13 protein-coding genes are annotated in these 16,081 nt (G+C 73.6%); 8 read left to right on the top strand and 5 right to left on the bottom strand.

The window, feature by feature from the left end:
• Positions 1-22 precede the first annotated feature (22 nt).
• The 5 genes from H291_RS0127585 to H291_RS0127605 all read right to left on the bottom strand — a co-directional run bounded on the left by H291_RS0127585 (position 23) and on the right by H291_RS0127605 (position 4,811).
• On the bottom strand, positions 23-940 hold the full coding sequence (locus tag H291_RS0127585; protein WP_020018267.1) for a dihydrodipicolinate synthase family protein: 918 nt from the start codon (positions 938-940) through the stop codon (positions 23-25).
• A gap of 1 nt (position 941) precedes the next feature.
• Positions 942-2,468 (bottom strand): FAD/NAD(P)-dependent oxidoreductase, encoded by a 1,527-nt coding sequence (locus H291_RS0127590; protein WP_020018268.1) that lies wholly within the window; start codon positions 2,466-2,468, stop codon positions 942-944.
• Positions 2,465-2,785, bottom strand: coding sequence for a (2Fe-2S)-binding protein (locus tag H291_RS31905; RefSeq protein WP_051109651.1), 321 nt, complete (start codon positions 2,783-2,785; stop codon positions 2,465-2,467). Before H291_RS31905 ends, H291_RS0127590 begins: the two co-directional genes overlap by 4 nt.
• Positions 2,782-4,041, bottom strand: coding sequence for an NAD(P)/FAD-dependent oxidoreductase (locus H291_RS0127600; protein ID WP_020018270.1), 1,260 nt, complete (start codon positions 4,039-4,041; stop codon positions 2,782-2,784). The genes H291_RS31905 and H291_RS0127600 overlap by 4 nt, the downstream gene beginning before the upstream one ends.
• 89 nt (positions 4,042-4,130) lie before the next feature.
• Entirely contained in the window at positions 4,131-4,811 is a 681-nt protein-coding gene (locus tag H291_RS0127605) for a GntR family transcriptional regulator (RefSeq protein ID WP_026366195.1), read from the bottom strand.
• Between the two features lie 300 nt (positions 4,812-5,111).
• Between H291_RS0127605 and H291_RS0127610 the strand changes: the two genes are divergently transcribed.
• The 8 genes from H291_RS0127610 to H291_RS31915 are packed head-to-tail and all read left to right on the top strand — an operon-like array spanning position 5,112 to position 15,967.
• Positions 5,112-6,824 carry an ABC transporter substrate-binding protein gene (locus H291_RS0127610; protein ID WP_020018272.1) on the top strand — a complete coding sequence of 571 codons (1,713 nt, stop codon included), beginning with the start codon at positions 5,112-5,114 and terminating at the stop codon, positions 6,822-6,824.
• Positions 6,825-6,827: 3 nt separating this feature from the next.
• Positions 6,828-7,817, top strand: coding sequence for an ABC transporter permease (locus tag H291_RS0127615; RefSeq protein WP_020018273.1), 990 nt, complete (start codon positions 6,828-6,830; stop codon positions 7,815-7,817).
• Positions 7,817-8,809, top strand: a complete 993-nt coding sequence (locus H291_RS0127620; RefSeq protein WP_020018274.1) for an ABC transporter permease — start codon at positions 7,817-7,819, stop codon at positions 8,807-8,809. Before H291_RS0127615 ends, H291_RS0127620 begins: the two co-directional genes overlap by 1 nt.
• Positions 8,806-9,675, top strand: coding sequence for an ABC transporter ATP-binding protein (locus H291_RS31910; RefSeq protein WP_020018275.1), 870 nt, complete (start codon positions 8,806-8,808; stop codon positions 9,673-9,675). The genes H291_RS0127620 and H291_RS31910 overlap by 4 nt, the downstream gene beginning before the upstream one ends.
• Positions 9,672-10,523 carry an ATP-binding cassette domain-containing protein gene (locus H291_RS0127630; RefSeq protein WP_020018276.1) on the top strand — a complete coding sequence of 284 codons (852 nt, stop codon included), beginning with the start codon at positions 9,672-9,674 and terminating at the stop codon, positions 10,521-10,523. Before H291_RS31910 ends, H291_RS0127630 begins: the two co-directional genes overlap by 4 nt.
• Positions 10,520-11,812: an alpha/beta fold hydrolase gene (locus H291_RS0127635; RefSeq protein WP_020018277.1), complete on the top strand. Its 1,293-nt coding sequence runs from the start codon at positions 10,520-10,522 to the stop codon at positions 11,810-11,812. The genes H291_RS0127630 and H291_RS0127635 overlap by 4 nt, the downstream gene beginning before the upstream one ends.
• The gene (locus H291_RS0127640) at positions 11,809-13,251 is read left to right on the top strand and encodes an aminopeptidase P family protein (protein ID WP_020018278.1); all 1,443 of its coding nucleotides are present in this window, start codon (positions 11,809-11,811) and stop codon (positions 13,249-13,251) included. Before H291_RS0127635 ends, H291_RS0127640 begins: the two co-directional genes overlap by 4 nt.
• Positions 13,244-15,967, top strand: coding sequence for a beta-L-arabinofuranosidase domain-containing protein (locus H291_RS31915; protein WP_020018279.1), 2,724 nt, complete (start codon positions 13,244-13,246; stop codon positions 15,965-15,967). The genes H291_RS0127640 and H291_RS31915 overlap by 8 nt, the downstream gene beginning before the upstream one ends.
• Positions 15,968-16,081: the final 114 nt, after the last annotated feature.

The following is a 16,081-nucleotide window of genomic DNA, read 5'->3' on the forward strand; positions in this document are numbered from 1 at the left end:
CGTTCCGTGGGGGCCGGTTGGGTCAGCGCGAGGCGATGTAGCTGAGCGCGGCCTCGGTGTCCTTGCGCACCTGTGCCTCGTGCTCCGCGGACAGCGGGCCGCGCGGCGGGCGGGTGGGCCCACCGTAGCTCTGCCCGGCCATGTCGATCGAGAGCTTGATCGCCTGAACGAACTCGGTGCGCGAGTCCCAGCGGAACACGGCCACGAGGTGGCGGTACAGCTCGCGGGCCTCGTCGATCTTGCCCTCGGAGACCAGGGTGTAGATCTCGACGGCCTCGCGCGGGAACGCGTTCGGGTAGCCGGCGAACCAGCCGACGGCGCCCGCGACCAGCGACTCGAACAGCAGGTCGTCGGCGCCCGCGATGACGTCGAGGTCCGGGGCGAGCTCCTTGATCTCCAGCACGCGGCGCACGTCCCCGGAGAACTCCTTGACGGCCACGACGTTCTCGAGCTGGGCGAGCTCGGCCAGGATGCTGGGCGTCAGGTCGACCTTGGTGTCGATCGGGTTGTTGTAGATCATGATCGGCAGGCCGACCTCGTTGACGGCGGCGTAGTGGGCGATCACCTCGGAGCGGTTGGCGCGGTAGATCGTGGGCGGCAGCAGCAGCACGCCGTCGGCGCCGTCCTCCTTGGCGAGCTCGGCCCAGTGCTTGGCCTGGTGCGAGCCCACGCCGTGCACGCCGGCGACGACCAGGCCGCGGCCGTCCACCGCCTTGACGGCGGTCTGGATGACCTTGCGGCGCTCGTCGTCGGTGAGCGACGAGTACTCGCCCAGCGACCCGTTCGGGCCGACGCCGCGGCAGCCGTTGTCGATGAGGAACTCGCAGTGCGCGGCGAACTTCTCGTAGTCGACGGCCAGGCCGGCCGGCGCGGACTCGTCGGGCTTGAAGGCGAGCGTGGTGGCGACGATGACGCCGCCGAGGTCGAATCGCTGGTTCATGTCAGGTCTCCTGTGGTTGCGATGCTGCGGAAAGAGAAGTCGTGGGAAGGGATGTCATGGAGGAAGAAGGATCGAGCGGGGAGGCGGACGGCGCGGGCAGCGCGGCCAGGTCGCCGAGCCGCACCGGCACGACGACCGGACGGCGGTCGACGCCGGGCGCCGGGCCCTCGCACGCAGGTCCGGGCGCACCGGCACCGGACCCGCCGTCGTCCAGCAGCTCCTGGAGCGTGCGGCCGCACATGCGGGCCTGGCACGGGCCGAGCCCGGCGCGGCTGGTGAGCTTCACGGAGCGGGTCTCGCGCGAGCCGGTCAGGTCGACCACCTCGCGCAGCCGCCCGTAGGTGGTCTCCTCGCACCGGCAGACGACGGTGTCGTCGCGCAGCCAGTGCACCCACCCGCCGCGGATGCCGTGGGCGGCCTCGATCCGGGCCGCGAACCCGCGGGACCGGTCCCGGGCGCGGGCCGTCCGGGCGGCCCCGGCGGCCCGGAGGTCGCCCCCGGCCGCGGCGGTGCCGGCGACGGCGCCCTCTGCGAGCGCGGCGTCGGCCCCGCCGATGCCGGTGAGCTCGCCCGCGGCCCACACGCCCGGCACGGAGGTGGCCTGCGCGGCGTCGACCACCACGAACCGGGCCGGGGTCAGCGCGCACCCGGCGGCGATCGCCAGCTCCAGCCGCGGCGTGAACCCGTGGCTCACGGCCACGGCGTCGGCCTCGACCTGGCGCTCGGTGCCGGGCACGGGCGTCCAGCGCGGGTCGAGCCGCGCGATGGTGACCGCCTCGACCTGGCCGTCGCCGTGCGCGGCGACCACGGCCTCGCCGGGTCGCCACGGCACGCGGTGGCGCACCAGCTCGCGGACGTAGCCCGCCAGCTCGCCGGCCTTGCCGGCCGCGCCGACCAGCTCCCAGGGCCGGTCCAGCCAGCCGCGTGCGAGCGAACCGAGCCCGTTCGCCTCGTGCACGCCGACGACGGCGGCGCCCGTGCGCAGCAGCGAGGACGCGACGGGCAGCAGGAACGGCCCGGCCCCGGCGACGACGACGCGGCGTCCGACGGCGACCCGCTCCCCCTTGGCGAGCGCCTGCGCCGCCCCGGCGGAGTAGACGCCGGGGAGCTGCCAGCCGGGGAACGGGAGGGTCCGGTCGTGGGCGCCGGGCGCGAGCACGAGGGCGTCGGGCTCGAAGGTGCGGGCCTCGCGGCCGGCGGCGTCGGGCTCCCCCACGAGCACGTTGAGGCGCACGCCGTCGTCGAGCCGTTCGAGGGACCACACCTGCGCGGACGGGACGACCGTGACGGCGGGGTGCGCGTGCAGGGCGCGGGCCAGCTCGCGGTAGGTGCCCCACTTGTGGTGCAGCACGCGCTCGTTCGCGGCCGGCCGCGACGCGGGCAGGTGCCGCCAGTACTGGCCGCCGAGCACGTCGGCGGAGTCGAGCACCGTGACCCGCGCCCCGGCGCGGGCGGCGGCGTGCGCGGCGGCGAGCCCCGCGGGACCCGCGCCCACGACGACGACGTGCCGGGACGGCGCGCCGCTCACGGGGTCGCCTCTGGCCCGGCGCCCTGCCGGGCCACCACGTCGCCGTCCTGCGCGCGCCGCAGGCACGCCCGCACGTCGCGCAGGCCGTTGACCTCCACGACGCAGTCGAAGCAGACGCCGATGCCGCAGAACACGCCGCGCGGGGCGCCGTCCTGGCTGGTGGTGCGCCACTGGCGCCGTCCGGCACCCAGCAGGACGCCCGCGATGGTCTGCCCGGCCGTACCGGGCACGGGCTCGCCGTCGACCCAGATGGTCAGCGGGTGGTCGGGGCCCGGCCGCGCCGGGTCCGAGCCGGCGGGCATGCGGTGCGAAGTCATGGTCGTGCCCCCTCGTGAGCGTTCTCCGACGTGTCAGACGCACGGTTCCCTAAGGTGACCTGTGCGTCCGACACGTCGGGGGTGGGCCGCAGCGCCTGGAGCGTGGGCCGGTCGGCGGCGTAGGGCGCCGGGTCGACCGCCGGGTCCAGCCCCAGCAGCCCGGCGGCCAGCAGGTCGCCGGTCGCGGGGGCCAGGCCGACGCCCGCGCCCTCGTGCCCGGTCGCGAACCACAGCCCGTCCAGCGCCGGGTCGGCGCCGACCACGGGCAGGTGGTCCGGCATGTACGGCCGGAAGCCCAGGTAGGAGCGCATCACGTTCGTGCCGGCGAGGAACGGGAACACGGCCACGGCCCGGCGCGCCATCTGCCGGAGCACCTCGGCGCGGAAGCGCTCGTCGAACCCGACCTGCTCCCGGCTCGACCCGATCAGCACGGTCCCGCCGCGCGTCGACTCGATCACGGCGGAGGTCTGCAGCTCGGCGCCCGCGGACTGGGTCGCGGCGAAGTAGTCGCCGTCGTACACCTTGTGGTGGATGCGCTCGCGCATCGGGATGGTCACCAGCACCGTGCCGCGCCGCGGCCGCACCGGCAGCCACGCGCCGAGCCGCTCGGCGACCTCCCCGGACCAGGGCCCGGCCGCCACGACCACGGCCCCGGCCGCGACGTCGCCACCCGTGGTGGCGACGCCCGTCAGCCGGCCGTCGGCGCCGAGCAGCGGCCCGGTCACCTCCACCCCGGTGCGGACGACGGCGCCCGCGCGGCGCGCGGAGGCGAGCAGCGCCTCGGCGGCCGCGACCGGCTGCACCTGGGCGTCCTGCGGGTAGTGCACGCCGCCCAGGACGCCGGGCGCGAGGTCGGGCTCCAGCTCCCTGGCCTGGTCGCCGGTCACCTCGACCGCGTCGACGCCGACGGCGCGCTGCGCGGCGGCGAACTCGCGCAGGCCGGTCAGGCCCGCGGCCGAGGCCACCACGACAAGGCCGCCCTTGGCGTCGTGCTCGATCGACGGGAACCGGGGGCCCAGCTCGTCCGCCAGCTCGCCGGAGAGCTCTGCCCACCGGCGCAGCGACTCCTGGGCGAGCACCAGCTCGGGCCCCGGACCCTTGTCCGAGACCAGCAGGTTGCCCTCGCCGTGGGCGCTGGTGCCGGCGGCCGCGGCCCCGCGGTCGAGCACCACCACCGAGGCACCCGCGAGCGCCAGGGAGCGCGCGCACGCGGCGCCCACGATCCCGGCGCCGACGATGACGACGTCCGCAGCCACTTCCACCCCCTCCATCGCTCCGCTGTCTCTTGTCTCTGTGTCTCTCCCGGGCCCGCGGCCCGGCCGCCGGACTGACCCGGCGCTACCGCTCAGTCCTCGGGCTTGCCCGCCCACGTGCCCAGCGAGTGCCCGATGTGCCGCTCCATGAGCGCCTTGGCGCCGGGGCCGTCGCCGGCCGCGAGCAGGTCGAGCAGCTCGTGGTGCTCCTGGGCGGAGCTGGCCAGGGTGCCGCCCGCGACCATCGTGGACAGGCCGAGCAGCCGCGCGCGGTCGCGCAGGTCGGCCACGATCTCACCGGCCACCGGGTTGCCCAGCAGGCCCATGAGCCGCAGGTGGAACGCCTGGTCCGCCTGCAGGTAGGCGATGAGGTCCCCGGTGCGCGCACCCTCGACGATCTCGTCGGCGAGCGCCCGGAACTCCCCGAGCTGCCCCACGGGGAACGACTTGGCCAGCCGCTCCATCCACACGGGCTCGATGACCATGCGGACGGCGGCGACGTGCCGCAGCGTCTGGTCGCTCACGCGGGTGACGCGGAAGCCCTTGTTGCGTACCGCCTCGAGGAACCCGCGCCGCTCCAGGTCCAGCACGGCCTCGCGCACGGGGGTCGCGGACACGTCGAAGCGCGCGGCCAGCGTCGGCACCGAGACGAGCTCGCCGGGTTCCAGCTCGCCGGCGACGATCGCGGCCACGAGGGCGCGGTGAACCTGCTCGCGCAGGCTCGCGACCGGCGCCAGGCGACGGACCGACGGGGTCGATGATGCTGAGCTCATGGTGCTCTCCAGTGGGGTCAGGCTCTGACAGTAGAATATTACACACGACAGGAAACCCGTCGTCAATGCCGCCAGAGGGTACCTGAGCGTGGCCTGGTTCGCCGGACTTTCGCCCGCCGGAACTGGCGTTATCCCGCCGAAACGCGACGTTTACATTCATCCCATCGACACTGCGGTACCGTCTCAGTAACATATCACGCATCACATATCGAAGGCGGGCCGCGTCGACGACGACCACGGCCGCGCCGGGGCCCTACCCGTACGACCAAAGACGCAAGTCACCGACCGAGAGGCCACACCGTGAAGCACCACCGGATAACGACGGCAGTCATCGCCGTCGCCACGACGTTCGCGCTCGCCGCGTGCGGCGGCGGCGGCCAGAACCCCTCCGCCTCCTCGGGGGCCGGCGGGTTCGACGCAGAGCCCGCCGAGGGCGGCACCGTCCACGTGCTGCAGAACGCCGACTTCTCCTACCTGGACCCGGCCCGCGGCTGGGACGGCGGCGTGAACAACTTCTACCGGCTCGTCTACCGCCAGCTCACGACGTCCGCGCCGGGCTCGGCCGACGACCCGACCGCGATCGTGCCGGACCTGGCCGAGTCCCTGGGCGAGGTGTCCGACGACGGCCTGACCTGGACCTACACGCTCAAGGACGGGCTGAAGTTCGAGAACGGCGACCCGATCACGTCCGCCGAGGTCAAGTTCGGCGTCTCGCGGGCCTGGGACCCGGAGGTCGGCATCGGCTCCCCGTACCTCAAGCAGGTGATCGACGCCCCCGAGGACTACGAGGGTCCCTACAAGACCGGTGACCTGCCGACCATCGAGACCCCGGACGAGAAGACGATCGTCTTCCACCTGAAGAAGCCGTTCCCCGAGTTCGACGCCGTCGTCTCCCAGGTCAACGCGACCCCGTTCCCCGAGGGCAGCGGCGCCGGCGACGAGTTCATCCACGAGATCGTCGCCTCCGGCCCCTACAAGCTGGCCGAGTACGTGCCGGGCAGCACCATCAAGCTGACACGCAACGAGAGCTGGGACGCCGCGACCGACGAGGTGCGCGCCGCCAAGCCGGACGGCTGGGAGTTCACCATCGGCCTCGACCCGGCCACCATCGACGAGCGCCTCATCGCCGGGCAGGGCACTGACGTCAACGCGATCGCCGGCATCATCCAGCCGGCCACGCTCCCCCGCCTGCAGACGCCGCGGCTCCAGGAGCGCGTGCTGCAGTTCGACGGCATCTGCACCACCTACATGGGCCTGAACACCACCAAGAAGCCGCTCGACGACGTACGGGTGCGCCAGGCGATCAGCTACGCCATCGACCGTAGCGCCATCGTGAACGCGAGCGGCGGCACGCAGCTCGGCGCCCAGTCCACGACGATCATCCCGCCGGCGGTCGCCGGTCACAAGGACTTCGACCTGTACCCGTCGGAGGGCGGCACGGGCGACGTCGAGGCCGCGAAGAAGCTGCTCGACGAGGCCGGCCTGTCCGACGGGTTCACCCTGACCCTCGACATCCGCTCGCAGGAGTCGATGCAGGCCCAGGCCGAGTCGGTCCAGCAGTCGCTCGAGCGCATCGGCATCACCGTCGAGCTCAACCTGATCGACACCTCCACGTACTACGAGACCATCGGCACCCCGTCGCAGCAGCACGACGCCGCCATCACCGGCTGGTGCCCGGACTGGGCCTCGTCGGCGGCCACCTTCATCCCGCCGCTGTTCGACGGCCGCAACATCTACGAGAAGGGCAACAACAACCTCGCCCAGCTGAACGACGACGACGTCAACGCCCGGATCGACGAGATCGGGGCCATGACCGACATCGCCGCGGCGAACGAGCAGTGGGGCGCCCTCGACGAGGAGATCCTCGAGCTGGCGCCGATCGTCCCGCTGATGGTCGCCAAGACGGTGCTGCTGCCGGGTGAGAACGTCACCGGGCTGTACTCCTCGGCGAACGCCGCGAGCGGCGGCATCGACTACGTCGGTGTCGGCCTCAAGGACCCAGAGAAGGGCTGATCCATGACGTCCACCCCGACTGACCTCACGGCCGCCCAGGCCGTGGCAGCCGGGTCCGGCGACACCCCCGAGGCGCCGGCGGCACCAGCCGCCGGCGCCCTCCGGGCGGGTGCCGGCGGTACCTGGCAGGCCCTGCGCCGCGACGTCGGCGCGATGCTCGGCCTCGGCTACATCGTGCTCGTCACGCTCGTCGCGATCTTCGCGCCCGTCCTGACCGCCATCAGCGGCTGGACCCCGTACGAGTTCGACCAGACCGCGATCGACCCCAACCTCGGCGGCATGCCGATCGGCCCGTGGGGCGGCGTCAGCGCCGAGCACTGGTTCGGCGTCGAACCGGGCAGCGGCCGCGACATCTTCGCGCGCATCGTCTACGGCGCGCGGGTCTCCATGAGCATCGCGCTGTCCGCCACCGCGCTGACCACCGTGCTGGGCGTCTCGCTCGGGCTCGTGGCCGGCTACTTCGGCGGCCGCGTCGACCTCGTGATCTCGCGAGTCATGGACTTCCTCATGGCGTTCCCCGCGCTCATCTTCATGATCGCGGTGCTCTCGGCGCTGCCCGCGGGCAACCGGTCCACGCTGCTGGTGGTCGTGATCTCCGTGTTCGGCTGGCCCTACCTGGCGCGCATCGTGCGCGGGCAGACCATGTCGCTCGCGCAGCGGGAGTTCGTCGAGGCCGCCCGGGCTGCCGGGGCGAGCGGCACGCGCATCGTGTTCCGCGAGATCCTGCCCAACCTGCGCTCCACGATCATCGTGATGGCCACCCTCGCCGTGCCCGGCTACGTCGGCACCGAGGCCGGCCTGTCCTTCCTCGGCGTCGGCGTCGTACCGCCCGAGCCGAGCTGGGGCCAGATGATCGCCGCGTCCGTGAAGTGGTACGCCGTCGACCCCGCGTACTTCGTCTTCCCCGGCGTCTTCCTGTTCCTGCTCGTGCTCTCGTTCACCGTGCTCGGCGACCGACTGCGCGCCGTCGTCGACGCCCAGGAGGGCCGCTGATGCCCCGGTTCCTGATCACCCGAGTCGCCTCCGGCCTCGGCGTGCTGCTGCTGGTCTGCCTGTTCACGTACCTGGTCTTCTTCGCGCTGTCGCCGGACCCGGCGGTGCAGATCTGCGGCAAGAACTGCACGCCGGAGGTCATCGACCAGATCCGCGGCAACCTCGGGCTGGACCAGCCGTTCTGGACGCAGTTCTTCCACTTCGTCGTCGGCATCTTCGCGGGTCGCACGTACGGCGAGGGGGTCGGCGCCGTCGAGTGCGCGGCGCCCTGCCTCGGCTACTCCTTCCAGTCCAGCCAGGCCGTCTGGGACATGATCATCCAGCGCCTGCCGGTCTCCGCGACGATCGCGGTGGGCGCCGCCGTGCTGTGGCTGCTCGCCGGTCTCGCCGGCGGCCTGCTCAGCGCCGTCAAGGAGGGTACGTTCCTCGACCGGTTCACCACCGGCCTGACGCTGACCAGCATGTCCATCCCCAACTACGTGCTGGCGCTCGTGCTCCAGTACGTGCTGGTGGTCAAGCTGCAGTGGCTGCCGTTCCCGCAGGCCGTCGCGTTCGCCGACGACCCCGGGCAGTGGTTCGCGAACTTCGTCATGCCGTGGATCGTGCTCGCCGTCGGCTACGCGGCCGCCTACACGAGGCTGACCCGGGCCAACGTGCTCGACGTGCTGCGCGAGAACTACGTGCGCACCGCCTACGCGAAAGGCCTGGCCCAGCCGCTGGTCTGGCGCCGGCACGCCCTGCGGCCGGCCCTGACGCCGATCGTGACGATCTTCGGGATGGACTTCGCCGGCCTGCTCGGCGGCGCCCTGATCACCGAGACCGTGTTCGGCATCAACGGCGTGGGCAAGATGGCCGCCGACTCCATCGCCCGCAACGACCAGCCGGTGATCATGGGCGTCACCCTGCTGGCCGGGTTCCTCGTCGTCGTCGGCAACATCGTGGTCGACGTCGTCTACACCGCCATCGACCCGAGAGTGCGGGTGAACGCATGACGCTCCTGCAGGTACGCGACCTCACCGTCACCTTCCCCACCCCGCGCGGTCCGCTCGACGCCGTCCGCTCGCTCGACCTCGACCTGGAGCCCGGCGGCGCGCTGGGCATCGTGGGCGAGTCCGGCTCCGGCAAGTCCATGACCAGCCTGGCGATCATGGGCCTGCAGCCGCGGGCCGCGCAGCGCACCGGCAGTGTGCGCCTGCGCGACCAGGAGCTGGTCGGGCTGTCCGAGGCCGAGCTGCGCCGTGTGCGCGGCGACCGCATCGCGATGGTCTTCCAGGACCCGCTGTCCTCGCTGAACCCGTACTACACGGTCGGGCTCCAGATCGAGGAGGCGTACCGCGCCCACCGGCCCGGCACCACGCGCCGCGTGGCCCGCCGGGTCGCGATCGAGGCGCTGGAGCGGGTGCACATCCGCGACGCCGCGCGGCGCGTGGACCACTACCCGCACCAGTTCTCCGGCGGCATGCGCCAGCGCGTCATGATCGCCATGGCCCTGAGCACCGAGCCCGAGCTGCTCATCGCCGACGAGCCCACCACGGCGCTCGACGTCACCGTGCAGGCGCAGATCCTCGACCTGCTGCAGGAGATCCGGCGCGAGACCGGCACCGGCCTGGTGCTGATCACGCACGACCTGGCCGTGGTCAGCGAGGTCACCGACCACATCGTCGTCATGAAGGACGGCGTGTGCGTCGAGCGCGGGCCCGTCGAGCAGATCTTCACCGACCCACGGCACGCGTACACCCAGGCGCTGCTCGACGCGGTGCCGCGCATCGACGACGAGATCGGCGCGCTGCGCGCGGTCACGGCCGGCGGCGCCGGCGACGCCGCGGCGAACGACAAGAAGGACGGAGGCCCCGCATGAGCACGCCGCTCCTGAGAGCCACGAACCTCGTCAAGGAGTTCCCGGTGCTGGGCACCGGCGGCCTGCTGCGCCGTCCGGACACGTTCCGGGCCGTGGACGACGTGAGCTTCGAGATCAACGCGGGCGACACCCTCGCCCTGGTCGGTGAGTCGGGCTCCGGCAAGTCGACGACGGCGCGCCTGGCCGCTCGCCTGCTCGACGTCACCTCGGGCACCGTCGAGCTCGACGGCGAGGACGTCACCGGGCTCGGCCGCGCCGACCTGCGCCGGTTCCGCAGCGAGGTCCAGGTGGTCTTCCAGGACCCCTACTCCTCGCTCAACCCGCGGCACACCGTCGAGCGCATCGTCACCGCGCCCCTGCTCTACCAGCAGCGGAGCATCCCGGGCGGCGCCCGCGCGTTCACCCGGTCGCTCATGGAGCGGGTCGGGCTGGACCCGGACCACTCGCAGAAGTACCCGGCGCAGTTCTCCGGCGGCCAGGCGCAGCGCATCGGCATCGCCCGCGCGCTCGCCGTCGGGCCGCGCGTGGTGGTGTGCGACGAGGCCGTCTCCGCCCTGGACGTCTCCGTCCAGGCCCAGGTGATCAACCTGCTGCGCGAGCTGCAGCGCGAGGAGGGCCTGACGTACCTGTTCATCGCGCACGACCTGGCCGTGGTGCGGCAGATCGCCACGCGCGTCGCGGTGATGACGCAGGGCCGGATCGTCGAGGAGGGCGACCGGGACGCCGTCTTCGACGCGCCACAGCACGAGTACACGCGCAAGCTGCTCGACGCCGTGCCCCGCATCCGCCCCGAGTGGGAGCGGGAACGACGGCGCAACGCGGCCCTCGCGGCGGGAGCTTCGGCATGAGCGCGGGCTGGACCACCTACCTGCTGCCGGGCATCGGCGTCCGCGAGCGCCGCCTGGCGGTGCCGCTGGACCGGTCGGGCCGGCTGGCGGGCGAGGTGACGCTGCTGGTCCGCGAGCTGGTGGACCCGACGCGCGCCGACGAGGACCTGCCGCTGCTGGTGTACCTGCAGGGCGGGCCGGGCGGGGCCAACCCGCGGCCGCTGCGGCGGGACGGCTGGCTGGACGTGGCGCTGCGTGACCACCGCGTGGTGTTCGTGGACCAGCGCGGCACGGGCGGCAGCTCGCCGCTGGACGGGGAGGCGCTGGCGGGGCTGGGCGCGCGCGAGGGCGCCGACCTGCTGGCGTGCTACCGGGCCGACTCGATCGTCGCGGACCTGGAGGACGTGCGCCGTCAGGTGTACGGCGGGCGGCCGTGGACGACGCTGGCGCAGAGCTTCGGCGGGTGGATCACGCTGACGTACCTGTCGTTCGCGCCCGAGGCGCTGCGCGCCTGCTACGTGGCGGGCGGCATCCCGGGCACGCCGCCGGACGCCGCGGAGGTCTACCGCCGCACGTTCGGCCGGGTGGCGAGCAAGACGGCGGCGTTCTACCGGCGTTACCCGGCCGACGTCGACGCGGTGGCGGCGATCGCGGACCGGCTGGCCGAGGGCGACGTCCTGCTGCCGGACGGCGACGTGCTGACGGTGCACCGGTTCCAGTCCATGGGCATCGACCTGGGCATGAAGCCGGGGCCGGAGCGCCTGCACTGGTTCGTCGAGAAGGCGTTCGCGGCGCCGGGCCGGCTGTCGACGGGGTTCCTGCAGGAGGCGATGGTCCGCACCGCGCAGGCGGACGGGCCGCTGTTCTGGACGCTGCAGGAGTCGATCTACGGGCACGGCGGAAACGGCCCCACGGGCTGGGCGGCGCAGGCCGAGCGGGACCGGCGCCCGGAGTTCGACGCGGACCGCCGTCCGCTGCTGTTCACGGGCGAGATGGCGTTCCCGTGGATGTTCGACGAGATCCGGCTGCTGCGGCCCTTCGCCGGGGCGGTGCACGAGCTGGCGGCGCGCGAGCAGTGGTCGCCGCTGTACGACCTGGACCGCCTGGCCGCCAACGAGGTGCCCCTGGCGGCGATCGTCTACCACGACGACATGTTCGTGGACTCCGGCCTGCAGCTCGACACGCTCTCGCGGGTCGGGTCGGCGCAGGCCTGGGTCACCAACGAGTACGAGCACGACGGGATCGGTGACGCACGCGTGCTGGAGCGCCTGCGCGAGCTGGTCCGCGACCGAGGAGGAGAGATTCGATGAGCACGCACCACACCCCTGGCCGGCCCCCGTACGCCGGCACCCGCGCGCCCCGGCTGGCCGAGAGCGACGCGTTCAACGCCCACATGGCCCGCGGCTGGGGCGCGCCGGACGTCGTCGTCCCGGTGATCCCCGGCGCGCCGGAGGCCGCAGCCGACCACCGCCGCCGCCTGTCCGAGCGCATCGGCGCGCGCGACGCCGTGGTCGGCGCCGGGCGCGCGCCGCTGCGCAACGGCGACGCGATGTACGGGTTCCGCGCCGACAGCGACTTCGTGTGGCTCACGGGCGTGCAGGCCGAGGACGGCGTCCTGGTGCTGCGGGCGGCCGACGGCGGGCACGACGCGACGCTGTACCTGCCGCCGCCCGCCAAGCCGGGCGAGAGCGCGTTCTTCGGCAACGCGGCCTACGGCGAGCTCTGGGTGGGGCCCTCCCCCGACCTGGCCGCGTGGGCCGAGGCGTTCGGCATCGCGGTCGAGCCGCGGGCCGCGCTGGACGGCGTGCTGGAGAAGCTGGACGGCGCGCTCGCCTCGCCGTCGGTCGACGAGGACCTGGTGCGCCGGTTCGGCCTCAAACCGTCCGAGGACCTGGTCCGTGCGCTGTCCGACCTGCGGATGATCAAGGACGACTGGGAGATCGGCCAGCTCCGCGAGGCGATCGACCACACCGTGACCGGGTTCGACGCCGTGGCCCGCGAGGTGCCGCGCGCCGTCGGCGGGCTCGGCGAGCGCTGGCTGCAGGGCACGTTCGACCGGCACGCGCGCACGTTCGGCAACGGGCCGGGCTACTCGACGATCGTCGGCTCCGGACCGCACGCCCCGACCCTGCACTGGGTGCGGTGCGACGGCCCGATCCTGCCCGACATGCCGCTGCTGCTCGACATGGGCGTCGAGGCCAACTCCCTGTACACGGCCGACGTGACCCGCACCATCCCGCCGTCGGGCACCTTCAGCCCGATCCAGCGGCAGGTGCACGACCTGGTGGAGAAGTCGCACCGCGCCGGCATGGCACAGATCCGGCCCGGCGTGGAATACCTGGACTTCCACTTCGCGGCCATGGAGGTCATCGCCCAGGGGCTGCACGACTGGGGGCTGCTCGACGTCTCCGTCGACGAGGCGCTCTCCCCCGGCGGGCAGCAGCACCGGCGCTGGCTGGTCTGCGGTATCGGCCACCACCTGGGGCTGGACGTGCACGACTGCGCCCACTCCGACTACCAGGCGTACCAGGCCGCGCCCCTGGCCCCCGGCGTCGTGATGACGGTCGAGCCCGGCCTGTACTTCCACGCCCACGACGAGACCGTGCCGCCCGAGCTGCGCGGCATCGGCGTGCGTCTGGAGGACGACCTGCTGGTCACCGCCGACGGCGCCGAGGTGCTCTCGGACGCGCTGCCCATCGACGCCGCCGGTATCGAGCGCTGGACCGCGGAGCGGATCGGCGATGCCTGAGGCCCTGCTCTCCTCGCCGGGCGTGGGGACCCGGGTGGCCGAGCCGTTCCCGCTGGCCGACGTCGAGGTCACGGGCGGCGTCTTCACGCGCGCCCGCGACCAGATGCTGCACCTGGCCCGCGTCTACCCCGTCGACCGGCTGCTCGCCGTCTTCCGCGCGAACGCCGGGCTGGACACGCGCGGCGCGCTGCCGCCGGGCGGCTGGGAGGACTTCGGCCACCCCGACGAGGACGCCTGGGGCCCGGACGACTACCCCGGCCGCGAGGCCGCGCCCACCGCCAACCTGCTGCGCGGCCACTACGCGGGACACTTCCTGTCCATGCTGGCGCTCGCGGCCGGCGGCCCGGGCGACGCCGCGGAGCGGGCCGAGCTCAAGGCCAAGGTCGACGACATGGTCGAGGGGCTGCGGGAGGTCCAGGAGACGCTGGCCGCGACCGGCCGGTACAGCCACCCCGGGTTCCTGGCCGCCTACGGCGAGTGGCAGTTCTCCCGCCTGGAGGGCCTGGCGCCCTACGGCGAGATCTGGGCGCCGTACTACACGTGCCACAAGATCATGGCCGGGCTGCTGGACGCCCACCGCCACACGGGCTCGGCCGTGGCGCTGGAGGTCGCCGCCGGGATGGGCCGGTGGGTGCACGGGCGGCTGTCCGCGCTGCCCGCGGAGCAGCGCGCGGCCATGTGGGCCCTGTACATCGCAGGCGAGGCCGGCGGCATGAACGAGGTGCTGTGCGACCTCACCGTGCTCACCGGGGACCGCACGTTCGTCGAGACGGCGCGCCTGTTCGACCTCGACACCCTGCTGGAGTTCGCGGCGGCGGGCCGCGACGAGCTGGACGGCATGCACGCCAACCAGCACGCCGCGACGCTGCTCGGCTACCTCGCCCTGGGCGACCTGACCGGCGAGGCGCGGTACACGGACGCCGTCGTCCACCTGTGGGACATGCTCGTGCCCGGGCGCACCTACGCGCACGGGGGCTCCGGCGAGAACGAGCTGTGGGGGCCGGCGGGCGCCGTCGCGGGCGACATCGGCAACCGGAACGCCGAGACGTGCGTGACCTACAACATGCTCAAGATCGCCCGCGCCCTGTTCGAGCGCACGGGCGAGGCCCGGTTCGCGGACTACTACGAGCGGGCCGTGACCAACCAGATCCTGGGCTCGCGGCGCGACGCCGACTCGGACGACTCGCCCGAGGTGACGTACATGTTCCCCGTGCACCCGGGAGCGCTGCGCGAGTGGGACAACGTGGGCACGTGCTGCGGTGGGACGGGGCTGGAGAACCACGTCAAGTACCAGGACTCGGTGTACTTCCGGTCGTTCGCCGGTGCCGCGCGCGTCGTCTGGGTCAACCTCTACGTGGCCTCGACGGCCGTGTGGGCGGAGCAGGACGTCCGGCTGGTGCAGCGCACGGACTACCCGCTGGAGGGCAGCAGCCGGATCGAGGTCGACGCGACCGGCGACCTGGAGCTGCGCCTGCGGGTGCCGGCCTGGGTCGCGGGCGGCGCCTTCACCGTGACGGTGGACGGGGAGGTTCAGTCCGTCCGGGCCGACGGCGGGTACGTCGCCCTGCGGCGCGACTGGCGCCCCGGCACCGTCGTCGAGATCGACATGCCGCTCACCCTGCGCGAGGTCCCGGCCCCCGACGACACGTCGGTGGTCACCCTGGAGCTCGGACCGACGGTGCTGCTGGCCCGCAGCGCCGCCACGACCTGGCTGCCCCTGGAGGCCGCGACCTGGCGGCGGCTCGGCGGCACGCTGGCGGCCCCGCTGACCTCCGCCGACGACGGCACGTGGCGCCTCGGCGACCTCGTCCTGGAGCCCACGTGGTCCGGGTCCGACGCCAGGTACCACATGTACCTGCGCCGGTCCGACGCGCGGATCGCGTTCGCGGGGACCGGCCCCGCGGCGGACTCGGGCGTGCCGAACGCGGCGCGCGCGGACGGTCGCACGTTCCTCGACGTGCTGTGGTCGGACGGCGGGTTCGCCGACCGTTCCGCGTTCGTCGAGGCCGTGCTGCGCACGACGCACGAGTTCGTGGACCTCGGCCTGCTCAGCGCCGCGGAGGGGCGCGGGGTGCTGGTGGCGGCGGCGCGCTCCGGCGTCGGGCGGCCGCCCGAGGCCGACGGCGGGCCCGGGTCCGACGTCCGGGCCGCGGAGGAGGCCGCGCTCCTGTCGCGGGCGCCGACCACCACGCACGAGGGCTCCGCTCCGCGCGTCGAGATCGTCGCGGCCGACGCGCCCGGCGTCAGCGGCTGGTACCTCCGGCCGGCGGAGCTCACCGTCACCGCACGGGCCGACGTCGGCGAGCCGGTCGTCGAGGTCCGCGTCGACGACGGGCCGTGGACGCCCGCCGGGCGGGAACCGCTGGTGCTGTCCGACGGCGTGCACACGGTCACCGCGCGCGCCGTCGACGTGGCGGGGCGGGAGCGGCGCGTCGTCCGCGAGGTCAGCGTGGACACCCGGCCGCCGCGGACCAAGGTGACGACCAAGCGCCTGGGCCCGCGGGGAGTCGAGATCAACCTCGCCGCCGCCGACGACGTCTCGGGCGTGGACAGCATCCGGTGGAAGGGGCCGGACACGTTCTGGGCCACGTTCGCCGAGCCGTTCAGCCGGGCGCTGTCCGACGTGCCCCAGGTGATCGAGTACGCGGCGACCGACCGGGCGGGCAACCAGGAGCCCGTGCGCACCCTGGTGCTCCCGCCCGCCGAAGCCGACTAACCGTGTCAGGCGTATAGGTCACCCGGGTGACCTGTACGTCTGACAGCTCCGCCGGGTGGGCGGGCGCGCACCCCGTGGGGCAGGCAAGGTTCCACCGACGCACGACCAGCGAAC

The sequence above is a fragment of the Promicromonospora sukumoe 327MFSha3.1 genome (assembly GCF_000385135.1).
Lineage (GTDB): Bacteria > Actinomycetota > Actinomycetes > Actinomycetales > Cellulomonadaceae > Promicromonospora > Promicromonospora sukumoe_B.